We start from the raw sequence: 14,396 nt of genomic DNA on the forward strand, positions 1-14,396 counted from the left end.
ATCACGATTCGGACACGTGGGCAACGAACACGGACCAGGCCCCGTCGGAGAAGAGCAGCGCCCGCCGACCGGGGTTCTTGCTGTCCCGGACGGGGACGAGGGCGGGCAGGGCGTCGGAGACTTCCAGGCACTGGCCGCCGTCCGGGTTGCTGTAGCTGCTCTTGCGCCACGTCAGGCCGCTCAGGTCGATGGCTCGCACGGTGCTTCCTCCAACAGCCGCAGGATGAACTTCCGTGACTCGGCCGGATTCAGCGCCAGGTCACGCATCGCATCGTAGGCACGGTGCAGCCGTTCGACCGAGGCGTTTTCCTCGACCAGTTCACCTCGCAGAGCGTTCTTCAGATACGCGATGGTCCGTCCGCGGAGCAGCTTCAGGAACATCACGTCGGAGCTCACCAGGCCGTGCAGCCCGGCACTCTGTGGCACCACCTGGATCGTGACGTGCGGCCACCGCGACACCTCCAGCAGATGCTCCAACTGCCCCCTCCACTCGCCCGCTTGCCGCAGCGGCGTCCGCAGTACCGCTTCCGCCAGGAGTGACCGGAAGATCGGGGCGTCCTCCTCCTCCAGCAGTTTGCGCCGCCCGGTACGGGCCTCCACCTGCTGGTCCAGTTCATCGCCCTTCGCCCCGCCCAGTGCGAGCAACTCACGGGCGTACCCGTCCGTCTGCAGCAGACCGGGCAGGACGCTGACACCGAAGTGCCACAGACTGTGCGCCTCCGTCTCCAGCACCATGTACCGCCGGTACTGCTCCTTGAACTGCGTCGGATCCCCAACCGCCAGCTCCCACAGGGCCAGCAGCATCCCCGGCGTCCCGTAGTGCTGGTCCAGTGCCTCCACGATCTCCGGGCTGCCCAGGCTGCGCCCGCTCTCCATCTTCCCGAGCGTCGAAGCGTCCCAGCCGAGCCGGTCCGCCAGGTCCCGCAGACTCCCGCCCTTCCCGGCCCTCAGTAACCGCAGCTCCTCCGCGAACCGTGCCCTCGGTTCATGGCTCCGCCCTGTGACCATCCGCCGCTGCGGCACCGCACCCTCCTTGATCATCCTTGTGGAATTTGTGGAATTTGGAGCGCCCGCTGTGGAATTTGCGGCCGTTTCCGTCGCTCTCCGTCGTCGCCCTGAGCCATGCTCGTACCGACCCAGGAACACGCAGAGTATTTCAACTGTCGCATTCCGTATAGATGTTGGGCGAAAGGATGGAAAACCGATGGAACCGGGAACGCTTCTCTTCGACCCCGCCACCAACAGAGTCGGCGAGTACCAGGACCGCTCCGGGCCGTACGCGATGCTGCGTCCCGTGGGCGGTGGCCGGGAGTGGCAGGCCGATCCGTCGGCGCTGCGGCCGGCCACCGACCAGGAGCGGCTGAGCGCCGGGGTCCGCGCGGCGAACGACCGCGCGCGGGCCGCCGTACCGGAGCCCGGTCCGCCGCTGACCGACGGCCCGTTCCTCGTGGTCGACCAGCCACGCGGGCACCGGCGAGAGGCGGACCTCGCATGAGCGTGCCGCCGCCCTACTATCCGTATCCGCCGCCGGGCCGGCCGAGCGGCCCGCCACCTCCCGAGGTGCCGGAGTCGGCACCTCCGCCGCCCGCCCCGGATCCCCGTCCCCGGCGCCGACGGCTGCGCCTGCGGGTGCCCTGGATCCTCACCGACGACGCCTTCTGGACCGGTGTGCTCACCGCGCTCAGCGTCGCGGGACTGCTGGTGATGATCGTCGCGACGGCGTGACCGCCGCACTACGCTGCCGGTATGGCGAAGAAGCTCGTGATCAAGGTGACCGCCGGGGCCGACGCCCCCGAGCGGTGCTCGCAGGCGTTCACCGTGGCGGCGGTGGCCGTGGCCAGCGGGGTGGACGTGTCGCTGTGGCTGACCGGGGAGTCGGCGTGGTTCGCGCTGCCGGGGCGGGCCGCCGAGTTCGAGCTGCCGCACGCGGCCCCACTGCCCGACCTGCTGGACTCGGTCCTCGCGGGCGGGCGGCTCACCCTGTGCACCCAGTGCGCGGCCCGCCGGGACATCACGGAGAAGGACGTCATCGAGGGCGTACGGATCGCGGGGGCGCAGGTCTTCGTGCAGGAGGCGCTCGCGGACGGGACGCAGGCGCTCGTTTATTGAGCAGGCACCGCGTGCGGCCTGTCACAGGTGATCGACAATCCGGCGGGTGCCTTACCCGGCAGGGTTACTCTGCCGCTCGACGGCCACCCGTCCGTCGACAAGACCGCCGCCCCGGGGGGACCCACCGCATGCGCGCCCTGCGAGTACTTCTGATCATCGCCGTGATTCTCGGCGGGCTGTTCGTCGCCGCCGACCGTCTGGCGGTCCACTTCGCGGAGGGCGAGGTCGCGGACCGGCTGAAGACGCAGGAGGGGCTGACCACGACGCCGAGCGTGGACATCAAGGGGTTCCCGTTCCTGACCCAGGTGGCCGGCGGCGAGCTCGACGACGTCGAGGTCGGGATGAAGGACTACGACGCGGACACCGGCACCAGCGGGGGCTCGATCCGCATCGACGACCTGAACGCCGCCATGAAGGGCGTCGCGTTCTCCGGCGACTACAGCTCCGCCACCGCCTCCACCGCCGCCGGCACCGCGACCATCGCCTACGACCAGCTACTGAAGGCCGCGGGGTCCGAGGAGGCCCAGCTTCCGCTGGGTGTCACCGCCAAGGTCGTCGGCCTCTCCGACGGCGGGGACGGCAAGATCAAGGTCGATATCAAGATCAGCGCCTTGGAGAAGCCCGTCTCCGTGCTCAGCACCGTCTCCGTCGTCGACGGCGACACCGTGCGGGTGCACGCCGACTCGATCCCCAGTTTCGGCAACATCACCCTCGCCGACACCGACGTCCGTTCGGTCGCCGACTTCGACCAGAAGATCGAGGGTCTGCCGGGCGGTATCAAGCTCGACAAGGTCGAAGCGGGTGCGAACGGTGTGGAGATCGCGGTGAAGGGTTCGGACGTCAAGCTCGCCGGGTAGGACGAGCGTCGGGCGGACACGCTGAGCCGGATGCCGCGCGTCCGACAGGCGAGACGGTGACGTCCGTACCGTAGATGTGATGACGGCTACAGCCGCCCGGGAACCGTGGGACCACGGCCCGGGCGGCTTTTTGGTCCCACATCCCGGACGATCGCATCTCAGTATGCGACACACCGGTGACATGCCGGTATGTCCCTCCCTACGATCGGCACCATGAAGCGACAGGCGGATCTCACGAAGCGGCGGGCAGTAGACCTGTGCCGCGTCGCCGCCATGCTCTGTCGCCCCTTCTGAGCGGACGGCACCGACCTCCGCGTCCCCTCGCCCTGGCGCCCCAGGGCATCCGTGCGCCCCGCGCACCCTTCCGCACGCCCCGCCGCAACTGCCCCGGAGGAGAACGAGCATGAGCCGCAGTGACGTCCTGGTCGACGCCGACTGGGTCGAGGCCAACCTCGACGAGCCGAACATCGCGATCGTGGAGGTGGACGAGGACACGTCCGCCTACGAGAAGAACCACATCCGCAACGCGATCCGCATCGACTGGACCAAGGACCTGCAGGACCCGGTCCGCCGCGACTTCGTCGACCAGGAGGGCTTCGAGAAGCTCCTGTCGGCGAAGGGCATCGCCAACGACACCCTGGTGATCCTCTACGGCGGCAACAACAACTGGTTCGCGTCCTACGCCTACTGGTACTTCAAGCTGTACGGCCACGAGAACGTCAAGCTTCTCGACGGCGGCCGCAAGAAGTGGGAGCTGGACGCCCGCGAGCTGGTCGAGGAGGTCCCGGAGCGGACCGAGACGACCTACACGGCGAAGCCGCAGAACAAGGCCATCCGCGCCTTCCGTGACGACGTCGTCGCCGCGATCGGCTCGCAGAACCTGGTCGACGTCCGGTCGCCCGACGAGTTCAGCGGCAAGCTGCTCGCTCCGGCCCACCTGCCGCAGGAGCAGTCGCAGCGTCCGGGCCACGTCCCGTCCGCGCGCAACATCCCGTGGTCGAAGAACGCCAACGACGACGGCACCTTCAAGTCGGACGAGGAGCTCAAGGAGCTCTACGCCGAGGAGCAGGTCGACCTCGCCAAGGACACCATCGCGTACTGCCGTATCGGTGAGCGCTCGGCCCTGACCTGGTTCGTGCTGCACGAGCTGCTCGGTGTCGAGAACGTCAAGAACTACGACGGCTCCTGGACCGAGTACGGCTCCCTGGTCGGCGTTCCGATCGAGCTCGGCGCCAACAAGTAAGACCCCGTCCGCATCATCCCGACCGGCCTTCCTTCCGGTCAGACCCCTTCCTTGGAGAAAGACATGTGTGGAGCGAAGGCCGGCGGCCCGGACGCCTCGACGATCAAGCCCGGTGAGACCACGATCCAGGGCCAGGTGACGCGTGACGGCGAGCCTGTGGTGGGCTACGTCCGCCTCCTGGACTCGACCGGCGAGTTCACGGCGGAGGTCCCGACCTCCGCGACGGGCCAGTTCCGCTTCTACGCGGCCGAGGGCACCTGGACCGTTCGCGCGCTGGTTCCGGGCGGCACCGCCGACCGTACGGTCGTCGCCCAGCAGGGCGGCCTGGCCGAGGTCGCGATCGCCGTCTGAGGCAGCCGACCGACTGATCGGCCGGAGGGCCGTACCCCGTCGCACGGGGTACGGCCCTCCGGCCTTTCCGGGCCTACGCTGGACTCATGTTGGCGCGACGACGGCACGCTTATTTCGCGATGATGGGCACGTGCATCGGGCTGTTCGTCCTGGCCTGGGGAGTCGTGCGGCTCTGGTCGGTGCCGGTGGCCGTGGGAATGTGCGTGGTGGCGATGGTGATCCCTCCGCTCGCCGCGATGGTCGCCAACCGGCGCGGCCCCGACGACCGCTGGTGGGACGACCCCTCCGGCGACCCGAAGTCCGACGAGTGGTGGGACGAGCTGGACGGGAAGCGACGGCGGGGCTGACCCGACAGGAGGCCGAGCGGCCCCGGCGTGGCCGTGGCTGGGGCTGCGCCCCAGACCCCCCGTCGGCCTGAACGGCCTCGCCCTCAAGCGCCGGGCGGGCTGGAATGTGCCCGGCGCCGAGCACGTGCCGTCGACGCGGCTCACCACGAACTCGGTCCCTGCGTCACTGAGCCCCTCGGCGTCGAGATGCCCGATGTCCCTGTCAGCGACCCGTCAGCGGCCTGGCGGCCGAGACCACCCGGGCTGTCGCTGAAGGCGCGCGGCTCGCCGAGTATCAGCCGCAGGGCGACGTCCGGGTTCTGTTCGACCCGGCCGGGCAGCCCTTCTGTCTGTGGACCCAGATGCCCCCGGCGACCTAGCCGATCGCCCGGCCCAGCACGTACACCGCCGGGGCCGACGCGGCCAGTGGGAGGGCCACGCCCGCCGTGAAGTGCACGAAGCGGGACGGGTAGTCGTAGCTCGCGACCCGGTGGCCGATCAGCGCGCACACCGCGGCGCCCGCGCCGAGGAAGGCACCCTTCGCGCCGAGGCCCGTCATCCCGCCGACCGCGATGCCCGCGCCCGCCGCGGCGAGCAGGGCGACGACCACGGAGGCCGGGGTCGGCAGGGGCAGCGCGCGGGCCAGGACCGCCACGGCCACCGCGGCCGCGCCGACCGTCACCGCGTCCGGGTCCGCCGCGAGGTGGCCGGTCGCCACGATCGCCAGGGCCGCCGAGGCGACGGTCGCCATCAGGCCGTACATCCGCTCGTCGGCGTCGGCGTGCGAGCGGAGCTGCAGCACCAGGCTGAGCAGGACCCAGACGCCGAGGGTGCCGAGGATCGCCGCGGGCGCGTTCTCCCGGCCGGCCGTCAGCAGGGCCGCGTCCGCCACCAGCGCGCCGAGGAACGCCAGCGCGATGCCCTGCCGGGCGGGCCACATGCCGTTCAGCCGGAACCAGCCGGCCGCGGTCACGGCCTGGAGGACGACGAGGGGCACGAGGAGGGCGTACGACCCGACGGCCGCGGCGCCGGAGAGCAGCAGGCCGAGCAGTGCGGTGAGCGCGGCGGGCTGGATGCCGGGCTCGATGATCGGGGACCGGCCTTCGAGGCGGGCGCGCTGGGCGTCGGTGATGCGCGCGTTGCCGGCGACGGTGGCGGGGCCGTAGCCGGAGCCGGAGCCGGAGGAGTCGGGCGCGGGGTGCCCCGGGGCCGGGGCGCCATACGCACCGGCCGCCGGAGTCGCCGGGGCGGGGCCGCCCTGCACGGGCCCGTGGCCGTACCCCTGCGGCTCGCCCTCGTAGCCCTGCTGCGGCAGGTACGCCGTCTCCCCCGCCGCCTGGACGGGTCGGTGCACCTGGGTGTCCCAGGTCTGGCCCTGCCACTGCTGGGTGTACTGCTGGGCTGCCTGGGCCTCGTCGTCGTACCCCTGCTGGGCCGGCCAGCCCTGCTGCGGGTACTGGTCGTAGCCCTCGTACGGCTGGTTCGTCATCGTCACCCTCCTGCGAACGGCGGGAGCACCTCGACCGTGCCGCCGTCGGCCAGCCGTACCGTCTCATGTCCGCGGGTGCCCACGGGGTCTCCGTCGACGAGGAACGAGCATCGCCGCAGGACACGCACGAGTTCGCCGGGGTGTCGCTCGCGTGCCGCGTCCAGCGCCTCGGCGAGTGTGGCCGCGTCGAACGGCTCCTCGGCGATCCCGGCCGCGGCCTTCGCGGCGGCCCAATAGCGCACCGTGACCTTTGGCATCCGCTTCCTCAATCGATCGGTGGTGTATGCCGCCAGGCTATCCGGCCGCTGTGGCGGCCCAGTCCCCGATGCGGTCCAGCAGCTCGTCGCCGACCGCGTGCTCGGCGTGGCCCATGGGCTCGATCCACAGCTCACCGTGGTCGCCGGCGGCCTCCGCGAGCATCCGCGGGTGGTCGAGGGGGAAGTATCCGTCGCGGTCGCCGTGGACGATCAGGAGCGGGGTGGGGGCGATCCCCGGGACCGACTCCACCGGGGAGAGGGGGACGGGGTCCCAGTCGCGGTGGTGGATGCGCGTGCGGAATCCGTAGCGGCTCACCAGGCGGCCCTCGGGGCGGGTCACCAGCCAGTGGAGTCTTCGCATGGGGGCCGTGCCGCGGTAGTACCAGCGGGCCGGTGCGCTGACCGAGACCACCGCGTCCGCGTGCGCGTCCGTGCGCCCGTCGGTCTCCGGCCGGTACAGCGCCGCGTGCCGCAGCACCACCGAGCCGCCCATCGAGAACCCGACGGTGGCCACGCGTGTGTGGCCGAGTCCGCGCGCCCAGGACACCGCGGCGGCCAGATCCAGCACCTCGCGGTCGCCGACCGTGGAGCGCCCGCCGGAGGCTCCGTGGCCGCGGAAGGAGAAGGTGACGACAGCGCCGTACCGGGTGAACGTGTTCACCACCCGGCGAACATGTGGGCGATCCACATCGCCGGTGAAACCGTGCGCGACGACGAACACCAGGTCACGGGAGGGTGGCCGGGAGGCTTCGTATACGGAGGAGGGCGGATCGTATACGGAATCGATCGTCACGCCGTCGTCGGTGTGCAGAAACGTCCGTATAGGTGCATGTCTGCGCGTCTCAGAGTGCGGACTCACCGTGGAACGCACCACACGACCTGCCGGATCAATGCTCATGTGGGCTATTCTCGTCGGAAGAGGACTCGGGCAACGCAGCCCCCGGGTCCTTTTGTGCTTTCGGATACCCCTGTATACGAAGGCCATGACCTCGCGGGACCGAGGAGGAACCAGACATATGAGTTCTCTGCTGCTCCTGACCAATGCCCTCCAGCCGTCGACGGAGGTGCTGCCCGCCCTCGGCCTGCTCCTGCACAACGTGCGTGTGGCTCCGGCGGAGGGCCCCGCACTCGTCGACACCCCGGGTGCCGACGTCATCCTCATCGACGGACGCCGTGATCTGCCCCAGGTCCGCAGCCTGTGCCAGCTGCTGCGCTCCACCGGGCCCGGCTGTCCGCTCATCCTCGTCGTGACCGAGGGCGGCCTCGCGGCCGTCACCGCCGACTGGGGCATCGACGACGTCCTCCTCGACACCGCCGGTCCGGCCGAGGTCGAGGCACGGCTGCGTCTCGCCATGGGCCGCCAGCAGATCGTGAACGACGACTCCCCCATGGAGATCCGCAACGGCGACCTGTCGGTCGACGAGGCGACCTACTCCGCGAAGCTCAAGGGCCGGGTCCTCGACCTGACCTTCAAGGAGTTCGAGCTCCTGAAGTACCTCGCCCAGCACCCGGGCCGCGTCTTCACGCGCGCTCAGCTGCTGCAGGAGGTCTGGGGCTACGACTACTTCGGCGGCACCCGGACGGTCGACGTGCACGTACGACGGCTGCGCGCGAAGCTCGGCCCCGAGCACGAGTCGCTGATCGGGACCGTCCGCAACGTCGGTTATCGATTCGTTACTCCTGAGAAGGGCGACCGGGTCACCGACGAGGCGAAGGCCAAGGCGGACCGGGCAAAGGCGGAGGATGCGGACGAGAGTGCCGCCCTCGAAGACGTAGAGGCGTAGCGGGTCCCGCGGATGGGCATGGCTCAGGAACCGATGCGCCCCCGCACGCCTGTCCGCGGGAGCACGGGGACCTCCTTCACGCCCTGCCCAGAGCGGGTCCATCCGCGTAGACTCCGCGCGTGGCCAAGGTAACCAGGGATGATGTCGCACGGCTGGCAGGGACGTCCACTGCCGTCGTCAGTTACGTCATCAACAACGGACCCCGGCCGGTTGCCCCGGCCACGCGCGAGCGTGTCCTCGCCGCGATCAAGGAGCTGTCGTACCGGCCCGACCGGGTGGCCCAGGCGATGGCGTCGCGGCGCACCGACCTCATAGGCCTGATCGTGCCGGACGCGCGCCAGCCGTTCTTCGCGGAGATGGCGCACGCGGTCGAACAGGCCGCCTCCGAGCGCGGGAAGATGGTGCTGGTCGGGAACTCCGACTACATCGGCGAGCGCGAGGTCCACTATCTGCGGGCGTTCCTCGGGATGCGGGTCTCGGGGCTGATCCTGGTCTCGCACGCGCTGAACGACAACGCCGCCGCCGAGATCGACGCCTGGGACGCCCGGGTCGTGCTGCTGCACGAGCGGCCGGAGGCGATCGACGACGTCGCCGTCGTCCTCGACGACCTCACCGGCGCGAAGACCGCCGTCGAGCATCTGCTGGGCCACGGCTACCCCTACGTCGCCTGTATGGGCGGCACGGCCGACACCCCCGCGGTCGGCGACCCGGTCTCCGACCACGTCCAGGGCTGGCGGCAGGCCATGGACGAGGCCGGTCTCCCGACCGAGGGACGGCTCTTCGAGGCGCCGTACAACCGCTACGACGCCTATCAGGTGGCGCTCGGGGTGCTCTCCGGGCCCGACCGCCCGCCCGCCATCTTCTGCTCCACCGACGACCAGGCGATCGGCCTGCTGCGGGCCGCGCGCGAGCTGCGCATCGACGTGCCGGGCGAGCTGGCGGTCATCGGGTTCGACGACATCAAGGAAGCCGCGCTCGCGGATCCGCCGATGACGACCATCGCGTCGGACCGGTCGGCGATGGCCCGGGCGGCGGTGGACCTGGTGCTGGACGACGGGCTGCGGGTCGCCGGCTCCCGCCGGGAACGGCTGAAGGTGTTCCCGTCGAAGCTGGTCGTGCGGCGGTCCTGCGGCTGCGAGTGAGCTTTCTGAAGACCGTCTGAGAACATCCGGCCCGAGGCCAGCGGCGCCTTTATATCGGGCATACGCGGTTCTGCCGGGCTTCTCAGGGAGCACTCAGGGAGCTCTCATGGTCGCGGGACAAGCTTGCTGTCATGACCGAGAGCTTCCGCCGCGACGGCGAGTACGAGCAGTACGAGAACCCCTACCAGGGCGCCCAGCAGCAGCACGCTTCGTCGCCCGTGAACCCCGAGTGGCCGCCCCCGCCGGCCCAGCCGCCGGTCGTCGAGCCGACCACCGTGTGGCCGGGCGGGCAGCAGGCTCAGCACGCCGCCTTCGCCTCCGAGGGCGCCGGTTCGTACGGCGGTGACGGCAACGGCGGCGGAACCGCTCTCCTCACCGCGGCCCCCGAGGAGCCCGCTCCCGCTCCGAAGCGGCGCACCCGCGGCCCCCTCGCCCTCCTCGCCGCCGTCGCGATCGTCGCCGCGGCGATAGGAGGCGGCACCGCCTACGGCATCCAGGAGCTGACCGGCAACGACACGGTCGCCTCCAGCAGCACCAGCACCAACGTGGTGCCGTCCTCCGCCAAGGGCACGGTCTCCGGGGTCGCCAAGGCGGTCAGCCCCAGCATCGTCGAGATCAACGCCACCTCGAACGCCGGGGAGTCCACCGGCTCCGGCGTGATCATCACCAGCGACGGCGAGATCATCACCAACAACCACGTCATCTCCGGCGCCACTTCCGTCAAGGTGAGCACCAGCGACGGCAAGACCTACACCGCGAAGGTCGTCGGCACCGACAGCAAGAAGGACCTCGCCCTCATCAAGCTGGAGAACGCCTCCGGCCTGACCCCGGCCACCCTCGGCAACTCCGACGGCGTCCAGGTCGGCGACGAGGTCGTGGCGATCGGCTCCCCCGAGGGTCTGACCGGCACCGTGACCAGCGGCATCGTCTCCGCCCTCAACCGGGACGTGACGGTCGCGACCGACGAGGGCCAGAGCCAGAACCAGGGCCAGAGCGGCGGCAGCGGCCAGTGGCCGTTCGAGTTCGGCGGCCGGCAGTTCAACGGCGACACCGGCTCGTCCACGACGACGTACAAGGCGATCCAGACGGACGCGTCCTTGAACCCGGGCAACTCCGGCGGCGCGCTGATCGACATGAACGGCAACATCATCGGCATCAACTCGGCGATGTACTCGGCCACTTCGGACTCGTCCACGGCCGGCAGCGCGGGCCTCGGCTTCTCCATCCCGATCAACACCGTCAAGTCCGACCTGGCCACGCTGCGGGCCGGCGGCTCGGACAGCTGACCCCCTTCGACCCTCGCGAGGAGTACGCCATGATCAAGCAGGTTTCGCACACGGTGGCCGGTACCGACCCGGCCGGGTTCGCCCTGGCCCTCGAGGTGGCGTACGCACTGCACGCCCCGGCGCCCCGGGCGCCCGAGGTGGCGTCCACGGCGATGGCCCGTCGCGGGGTGAGCGCCGCCCGCAGCCGCCGCCGCACCGTACGCGGCTGACCCTTGAGAAAGCACGTCCCGCAGCGCCATCGGGGAACCGTGCGAGGCTGAAAGCGTTCACTACCTTCAGTCCCCTGTTCTCCCACCGCACCCGAGGAATCCCCAGCCATGAGCCCCGCCGAAGGCGACCGTGACCCCCAGCGCATCCTGATCGTCGACGACGAACCGGCGGTGCGCGAAGCACTCCAGCGCAGCCTCGCCTTCGAGGGCTACGACACCGAGGTCGCCGTGGACGGCGCCGACGCGCTCGACAAGGCGACCGCGTACCGGCCCGACCTGGTCGTCCTCGACATCCAGATGCCCCGCATGGACGGGCTCACGGCCGCCCGCCGCATCCGGGGCGCCGGCGACACGACCCCCATCCTGATGCTGACGGCCCGCGACACGGTCGGCGACCGGGTCACCGGGCTCGACGCGGGCGCCGACGACTACCTGGTCAAGCCGTTCGAGCTGGACGAGCTGTTCGCCCGGGTCCGTGCACTGCTGCGGCGCAGCTCCTACGCTGCGGCGGCCGAGGCGGCGTCCGCCGCGGACGACGAGGCGCTCACCTTCGCCGACCTGCGGATGGACCTCGCGACGCGTGAGGTGACCCGGGCGGGGCGGCCGGTGGAACTGACCCGGACCGAGTTCACGCTGCTGGAGATGTTCATGGCGCACCCGCGCCAGGTGCTGACCCGGGAGCAGATCCTGAAGGCGGTGTGGGGCTTCGACTTCGAGCCGTCCTCCAACTCGCTGGACGTCTACGTGATGTACCTGCGCCGCAAGACGGAGGCGGGCGGCGAACCGCGGCTCGTGCACACCGTGCGGGGCGTGGGGTACGTCCTGCGGCAGGGCGGCGCGGAGTGAAGAGGCTCGTACGGCGCTACCGGTCCCTTCCGCTCCGGTCCCGGCTGGCGCTGCTGGTGGCGGCGGCGGTGGCGTTCGCGGTGGCGGCGGTCTCGGTGACGTGCTGGTTCATCGTGCAGGGGAAGTTGTACGACCAGCTCGACGAGGATCTGCAGAACGCGGCGCAGCCGCAGCAGGTGCAGGCGGTCGTGGCCACCCTCGCCGAGTGCCCTCAGACACCGGTGGAGACCTTTGGCGATGTCCGGACCCGGGCCGAGGTCTACCTCCAGCTGGTGCAGGCGGACGGCAAGGCCTGTGTCTCGTCGAACTCCCTGGGCAGGGTCAGGACCACCGGTGCCGACGAGAACGTGGTCAAGGACACGACAAGAAGGAGGGGGATCCTTCGCAACGGCACCGACTCGGACGGCGAACCCGTACGAGTGCTGACGACACCCTTGTACGTCAGCCAGGGCCCGGGCTCACGGCCCCAGCTGTACACCGAGGCCGCCCTCACCGTGGCCGTCCCGCTGAAGGCGACCCAGTCCACCCTCAACGAACTCGCCCTCATCCTCCTTCTCGTCTCCGGCATCGGAGTCCTCGGTGCCGGTGCCGCGGGGCTCTTCGTCGCCCGTGCCGGTCTGCGTCCCGTCGACAAGCTCACCGAGGCCGTCGAGCACGTGGCCAGGACCGAGGACCTGGGCATCCGGATCCCCGTCGAGGAGGACGCCGAGGACGAGGTCGCCCGGCTGTCCCGGTCCTTCAACTCGATGACGAGCTCCCTCGCCAGCTCCCGCGAGCTCCAGCAGCAGCTCATCGCCGACGCGGGGCACGAGCTGCGCACCCCGCTGACAAGCCTCCGCACCAACATCGAACTCCTCACCCGCAGCGAGGAGACCGGCCGCCCCATCCCCGAGGCCGACCGCAAGGCACTGCTCGCCTCCCTGAAGGCGCAGATGACCGAACTGGCCGCCCTGATAGGCGACTTGCAGGAGCTGTCCCGCTCCGAGGGCCAGCGCGGGGAGCGGGTGCAGGTGGTGTCCCTGGAGGACACCGTCGAGTCGGCCCTGCGCCGGGTGCGACTGCGGGGCCCGGAGCTGACCATCAACGCCTCGCTGGAGCCCTGGTACACCCGCGCGGAACCGGCCGCCCTGGAGCGCGCCGTGGTCAACGTCCTCGACAACGCGGTGAAGTTCAGCCCCGAGGGCGGGATCGTCGACGTCCAGCTCACCCAGGGCGTCCTCACCGTCCGCGACCACGGTCCCGGCATCCCCGACGACGAACTCCCCTACGTCTTCGACCGCTTCTGGCGCTCCCCGGACGCCCGCGCTCTGCCCGGATCCGGCCTCGGTCTGTCCATCGTGGCCCGCACCGTCCAGCAGGCCGGCGGCGAGGTCACCCTCGGTCCCGCCGAGGGCGGCGGCACCGTCGCGACCGTACGACTGCCGGGGGCGCCGACTCCGCCACCGGAGGCTCCCGCCGCCGGGCAGTGACCGCCAAGCTGTCGATGTCCTGTCAAACCTCTCGCGTTCTCGACCCTACTCGCGGGTTCTCTGCCAGCTTCCTGAGTCGTCGCACAGGTGCCCCACGCACCTGTCCTCAGCACTCAGGAGTGAAGAACCCCCCATGCGTCTGTTTCGTACATCGACTCTGAAGAAGAGCGCCCTCGCCGCCGCGTCCGCGGCCCTCGCCGTCACCGGGCTGCTGGCCGGCTCCGGGACCGCGCAGGCCGCCGGTCCCGGCGGGGCCCAGAACGTCCGGGGCGTGGACCCCGGGAACACCGACGTCATGCTGGACCGGCTGTGCAGCCAGGAGACCAGCCTGACCGGCGTCTACGGCGCGCTCAACGTCGACACCGGCGAGTTCAAGACCCGCGACGAGTACCTGCGGGACGTGTTCGGACTGTGGGTGCCCGCCGGACCGTGGGAGCTGTTCCGCGGCTGGTGCGGGTACGCGCAGTCCTCGACCTGGTCCGTGAAGGGCGAGCCCGTGCGCACCTCCGAGTGGACCGGCAACCACGGCACGACCGAGGACAAGGTGACCTTCGTCAGCGGGTACAGCACCAAGACCTTCGCCAAGAAGAGCGTCGGCGCCAGCATCAGCCTCTCGCTGGCCAAGAGCATCTTCTCCGGCACCGTGGGCGGCAGCGCCGGCTACGAGTGGGGCTGGGAGAAGTCCTCGTCCTTCGAGCGGCGCAGCGAGAAGTCGATACCGCCGTGCACCCAGGTGGCGACCACCTGGACGCCGTACCAGCGGGTGGTCCGCGTGAACCCGGTGTTCTCCGTCGAGGACTACCAGTGGAACAAGGGCGACGGCGAGGTCACCACGCACACCTGGCGTGGCCGGGACGCGAGCTGGAAGACGATCTACTCGTACGGCTACTACATCGACGGCATCTCCGACAAGCTCCTGCCCAACGGCCAGCCCGACGGCCGTGAGGACAAGTGGCAGGAGAACCTCGACCCGAAGTCCTGCGCCAAGTAGGCCGATTCGGGCGGCAACCTTCCGTGCGGGGGCGGCG

Annotated in this window: 20 protein-coding genes and 1 pseudogene; 16 read left to right on the forward strand and 5 right to left on the reverse strand. The window is 70.6% G+C overall.

Annotated elements, in window-relative coordinates:
* Window position 1: 1 nt before the first annotated feature.
* Window positions 2–199 (reverse strand): DUF397 domain-containing protein, encoded by a 198-nt coding sequence (locus ACZ39I_RS26110; protein WP_467246867.1) that lies wholly within the window; start codon window positions 197–199, stop codon window positions 2–4.
* Window positions 181–1,023, reverse strand: coding sequence for a helix-turn-helix domain-containing protein (locus ACZ39I_RS26115; protein WP_467246973.1), 843 nt, complete (start codon window positions 1,021–1,023; stop codon window positions 181–183). Before ACZ39I_RS26115 ends, ACZ39I_RS26110 begins: the two co-directional genes overlap by 19 nt.
* 181 nt (window positions 1,024–1,204) lie before the next feature.
* Between ACZ39I_RS26115 and ACZ39I_RS26120 the strand changes: the two are divergent.
* The 9 genes and pseudogenes from ACZ39I_RS26120 to ACZ39I_RS26160 form a co-directional block, all read left to right on the forward strand.
* Window positions 1,205–1,429, forward strand: a pseudogene (locus ACZ39I_RS26120) (hypothetical protein); the annotation flags it as partial.
* Window positions 1,430–1,491: 62 nt separating this feature from the next.
* On the forward strand, window positions 1,492–1,725 hold the full coding sequence (locus ACZ39I_RS26125; RefSeq protein WP_467246869.1) for a hypothetical protein: 234 nt from the start codon (window positions 1,492–1,494) through the stop codon (window positions 1,723–1,725).
* A 21-nt stretch (window positions 1,726–1,746) separates the two neighbouring features.
* The gene (locus ACZ39I_RS26130) at window positions 1,747–2,109 is read left to right on the forward strand and encodes a DsrE family protein (protein ID WP_123761657.1); all 363 of its coding nucleotides are present in this window, start codon (window positions 1,747–1,749) and stop codon (window positions 2,107–2,109) included.
* Window positions 2,110–2,237: 128 nt separating this feature from the next.
* On the forward strand, window positions 2,238–2,966 hold the full coding sequence (locus tag ACZ39I_RS26135; RefSeq protein ID WP_467246871.1) for an LmeA family phospholipid-binding protein: 729 nt from the start codon (window positions 2,238–2,240) through the stop codon (window positions 2,964–2,966).
* A 213-nt stretch (window positions 2,967–3,179) separates the two neighbouring features.
* Window positions 3,180–3,260 (forward strand): Ms5788A family Cys-rich leader peptide, encoded by an 81-nt coding sequence (locus ACZ39I_RS26140; protein WP_350751515.1) that lies wholly within the window; start codon window positions 3,180–3,182, stop codon window positions 3,258–3,260.
* Window positions 3,261–3,369: 109 nt separating this feature from the next.
* Window positions 3,370–4,209, forward strand: a complete 840-nt coding sequence (locus ACZ39I_RS26145; protein WP_467246873.1) for a sulfurtransferase — start codon at window positions 3,370–3,372, stop codon at window positions 4,207–4,209.
* Window positions 4,210–4,272: 63 nt separating this feature from the next.
* Window positions 4,273–4,560, forward strand: a complete 288-nt coding sequence (locus ACZ39I_RS26150) for a DUF1416 domain-containing protein (protein WP_007382995.1) — start codon at window positions 4,273–4,275, stop codon at window positions 4,558–4,560.
* Window positions 4,561–4,646: 86 nt separating this feature from the next.
* Complete coding sequence (locus ACZ39I_RS26155) at window positions 4,647–4,907, forward strand: DUF3099 domain-containing protein (RefSeq protein ID WP_467246875.1); 261 nt, start codon at window positions 4,647–4,649, stop codon at window positions 4,905–4,907.
* A gap of 221 nt (window positions 4,908–5,128) precedes the next feature.
* Window positions 5,129–5,266 carry a VOC family protein gene (locus ACZ39I_RS26160; protein WP_467246975.1) on the forward strand — a complete coding sequence of 46 codons (138 nt, stop codon included), beginning with the start codon at window positions 5,129–5,131 and terminating at the stop codon, window positions 5,264–5,266.
* On the opposite strand, the gene ACZ39I_RS26165 is transcribed toward ACZ39I_RS26160, so the two are convergent.
* The 3 genes from ACZ39I_RS26165 to ACZ39I_RS26175 are packed head-to-tail and all read right to left on the reverse strand — an operon-like array spanning window position 5,263 to window position 7,530.
* A complete protein-coding gene (locus ACZ39I_RS26165) occupies window positions 5,263–6,375 on the reverse strand; it encodes a hypothetical protein (protein ID WP_467246877.1) in 1,113 nt (370 codons plus the stop codon). The two genes, ACZ39I_RS26160 and ACZ39I_RS26165, sit on opposite strands and share 4 nt — an antisense overlap.
* A 2-nt stretch (window positions 6,376–6,377) precedes the next feature.
* Window positions 6,378–6,632 (reverse strand): MoaD/ThiS family protein, encoded by a 255-nt coding sequence (locus ACZ39I_RS26170; RefSeq protein WP_007382997.1) that lies wholly within the window; start codon window positions 6,630–6,632, stop codon window positions 6,378–6,380.
* 37 nt (window positions 6,633–6,669) lie between these two features.
* A complete protein-coding gene (locus tag ACZ39I_RS26175) occupies window positions 6,670–7,530 on the reverse strand; it encodes an alpha/beta hydrolase (protein ID WP_467246879.1) in 861 nt (286 codons plus the stop codon).
* A gap of 118 nt (window positions 7,531–7,648) precedes the next feature.
* Here ACZ39I_RS26175 and ACZ39I_RS26180 point away from each other — a divergent pair, with 118 nt between their 5' ends.
* The 7 genes from ACZ39I_RS26180 to ACZ39I_RS26210 all read left to right on the forward strand — a co-directional run bounded on the left by ACZ39I_RS26180 (window position 7,649) and on the right by ACZ39I_RS26210 (window position 14,359).
* Complete coding sequence (locus ACZ39I_RS26180) at window positions 7,649–8,416, forward strand: response regulator transcription factor (protein ID WP_352391683.1); 768 nt, start codon at window positions 7,649–7,651, stop codon at window positions 8,414–8,416.
* 119 nt (window positions 8,417–8,535) lie between these two features.
* A complete protein-coding gene (locus ACZ39I_RS26185) occupies window positions 8,536–9,558 on the forward strand; it encodes a LacI family DNA-binding transcriptional regulator (RefSeq protein ID WP_352391682.1) in 1,023 nt (340 codons plus the stop codon).
* A gap of 131 nt (window positions 9,559–9,689) precedes the next feature.
* On the forward strand, window positions 9,690–10,844 hold the full coding sequence (locus ACZ39I_RS26190; protein ID WP_467246881.1) for a S1C family serine protease: 1,155 nt from the start codon (window positions 9,690–9,692) through the stop codon (window positions 10,842–10,844).
* Between the two features lie 29 nt (window positions 10,845–10,873).
* Window positions 10,874–11,053 (forward strand): hypothetical protein, encoded by a 180-nt coding sequence (locus ACZ39I_RS26195; protein WP_467246883.1) that lies wholly within the window; start codon window positions 10,874–10,876, stop codon window positions 11,051–11,053.
* A gap of 108 nt (window positions 11,054–11,161) precedes the next feature.
* Window positions 11,162–11,899, forward strand: coding sequence for a response regulator transcription factor (locus ACZ39I_RS26200; protein ID WP_352391679.1), 738 nt, complete (start codon window positions 11,162–11,164; stop codon window positions 11,897–11,899).
* Window positions 11,896–13,368, forward strand: coding sequence for a HAMP domain-containing sensor histidine kinase (locus tag ACZ39I_RS26205; RefSeq protein WP_467246885.1), 1,473 nt, complete (start codon window positions 11,896–11,898; stop codon window positions 13,366–13,368). The genes ACZ39I_RS26200 and ACZ39I_RS26205 overlap by 4 nt, the downstream gene beginning before the upstream one ends.
* Window positions 13,369–13,501: 133 nt before the next feature.
* Entirely contained in the window at window positions 13,502–14,359 is an 858-nt protein-coding gene (locus ACZ39I_RS26210) for a hypothetical protein (RefSeq protein ID WP_403671175.1), read from the forward strand.
* Window positions 14,360–14,396: the final 37 nt, after the last annotated feature.

Source organism: Streptomyces sp. NPDC024687 (genome assembly GCF_055559055.1).

What these genes read in the sequence shown, in the direction of transcription:
- ACZ39I_RS26210 (WP_403671175.1), top strand. Translation starts at nt 13,502, where the DNA reads ATGCGTCTGTTTCGTACATCGACTCTGAAGAAGAGCGCCCTCGCCGCC.
- ACZ39I_RS26175 (WP_467246879.1), bottom strand. Translation starts at nt 7,530, where the DNA reads ATGAGCATTGATCCGGCAGGTCGTGTGGTGCGTTCCACGGTGAGTCCG.
- ACZ39I_RS26145 (WP_467246873.1), top strand. Translation starts at nt 3,370, where the DNA reads ATGAGCCGCAGTGACGTCCTGGTCGACGCCGACTGGGTCGAGGCCAAC.
- ACZ39I_RS26140 (WP_350751515.1), top strand. Translation starts at nt 3,180, where the DNA reads ATGAAGCGACAGGCGGATCTCACGAAGCGGCGGGCAGTAGACCTGTGC.
- ACZ39I_RS26170 (WP_007382997.1), bottom strand. Translation starts at nt 6,632, where the DNA reads ATGCCAAAGGTCACGGTGCGCTATTGGGCCGCCGCGAAGGCCGCGGCC.
- ACZ39I_RS26155 (WP_467246875.1), top strand. Translation starts at nt 4,647, where the DNA reads ATGTTGGCGCGACGACGGCACGCTTATTTCGCGATGATGGGCACGTGC.
- ACZ39I_RS26200 (WP_352391679.1), top strand. Translation starts at nt 11,162, where the DNA reads ATGAGCCCCGCCGAAGGCGACCGTGACCCCCAGCGCATCCTGATCGTC.
- ACZ39I_RS26150 (WP_007382995.1), top strand. Translation starts at nt 4,273, where the DNA reads ATGTGTGGAGCGAAGGCCGGCGGCCCGGACGCCTCGACGATCAAGCCC.
- ACZ39I_RS26135 (WP_467246871.1), top strand. Translation starts at nt 2,238, where the DNA reads ATGCGCGCCCTGCGAGTACTTCTGATCATCGCCGTGATTCTCGGCGGG.
- ACZ39I_RS26130 (WP_123761657.1), top strand. Translation starts at nt 1,747, where the DNA reads ATGGCGAAGAAGCTCGTGATCAAGGTGACCGCCGGGGCCGACGCCCCC.
- ACZ39I_RS26165 (WP_467246877.1), bottom strand. Translation starts at nt 6,375, where the DNA reads ATGACGAACCAGCCGTACGAGGGCTACGACCAGTACCCGCAGCAGGGC.
- ACZ39I_RS26190 (WP_467246881.1), top strand. Translation starts at nt 9,690, where the DNA reads ATGACCGAGAGCTTCCGCCGCGACGGCGAGTACGAGCAGTACGAGAAC.
- ACZ39I_RS26125 (WP_467246869.1), top strand. Translation starts at nt 1,492, where the DNA reads ATGAGCGTGCCGCCGCCCTACTATCCGTATCCGCCGCCGGGCCGGCCG.
- ACZ39I_RS26195 (WP_467246883.1), top strand. Translation starts at nt 10,874, where the DNA reads ATGATCAAGCAGGTTTCGCACACGGTGGCCGGTACCGACCCGGCCGGG.
- ACZ39I_RS26180 (WP_352391683.1), top strand. Translation starts at nt 7,649, where the DNA reads ATGAGTTCTCTGCTGCTCCTGACCAATGCCCTCCAGCCGTCGACGGAG.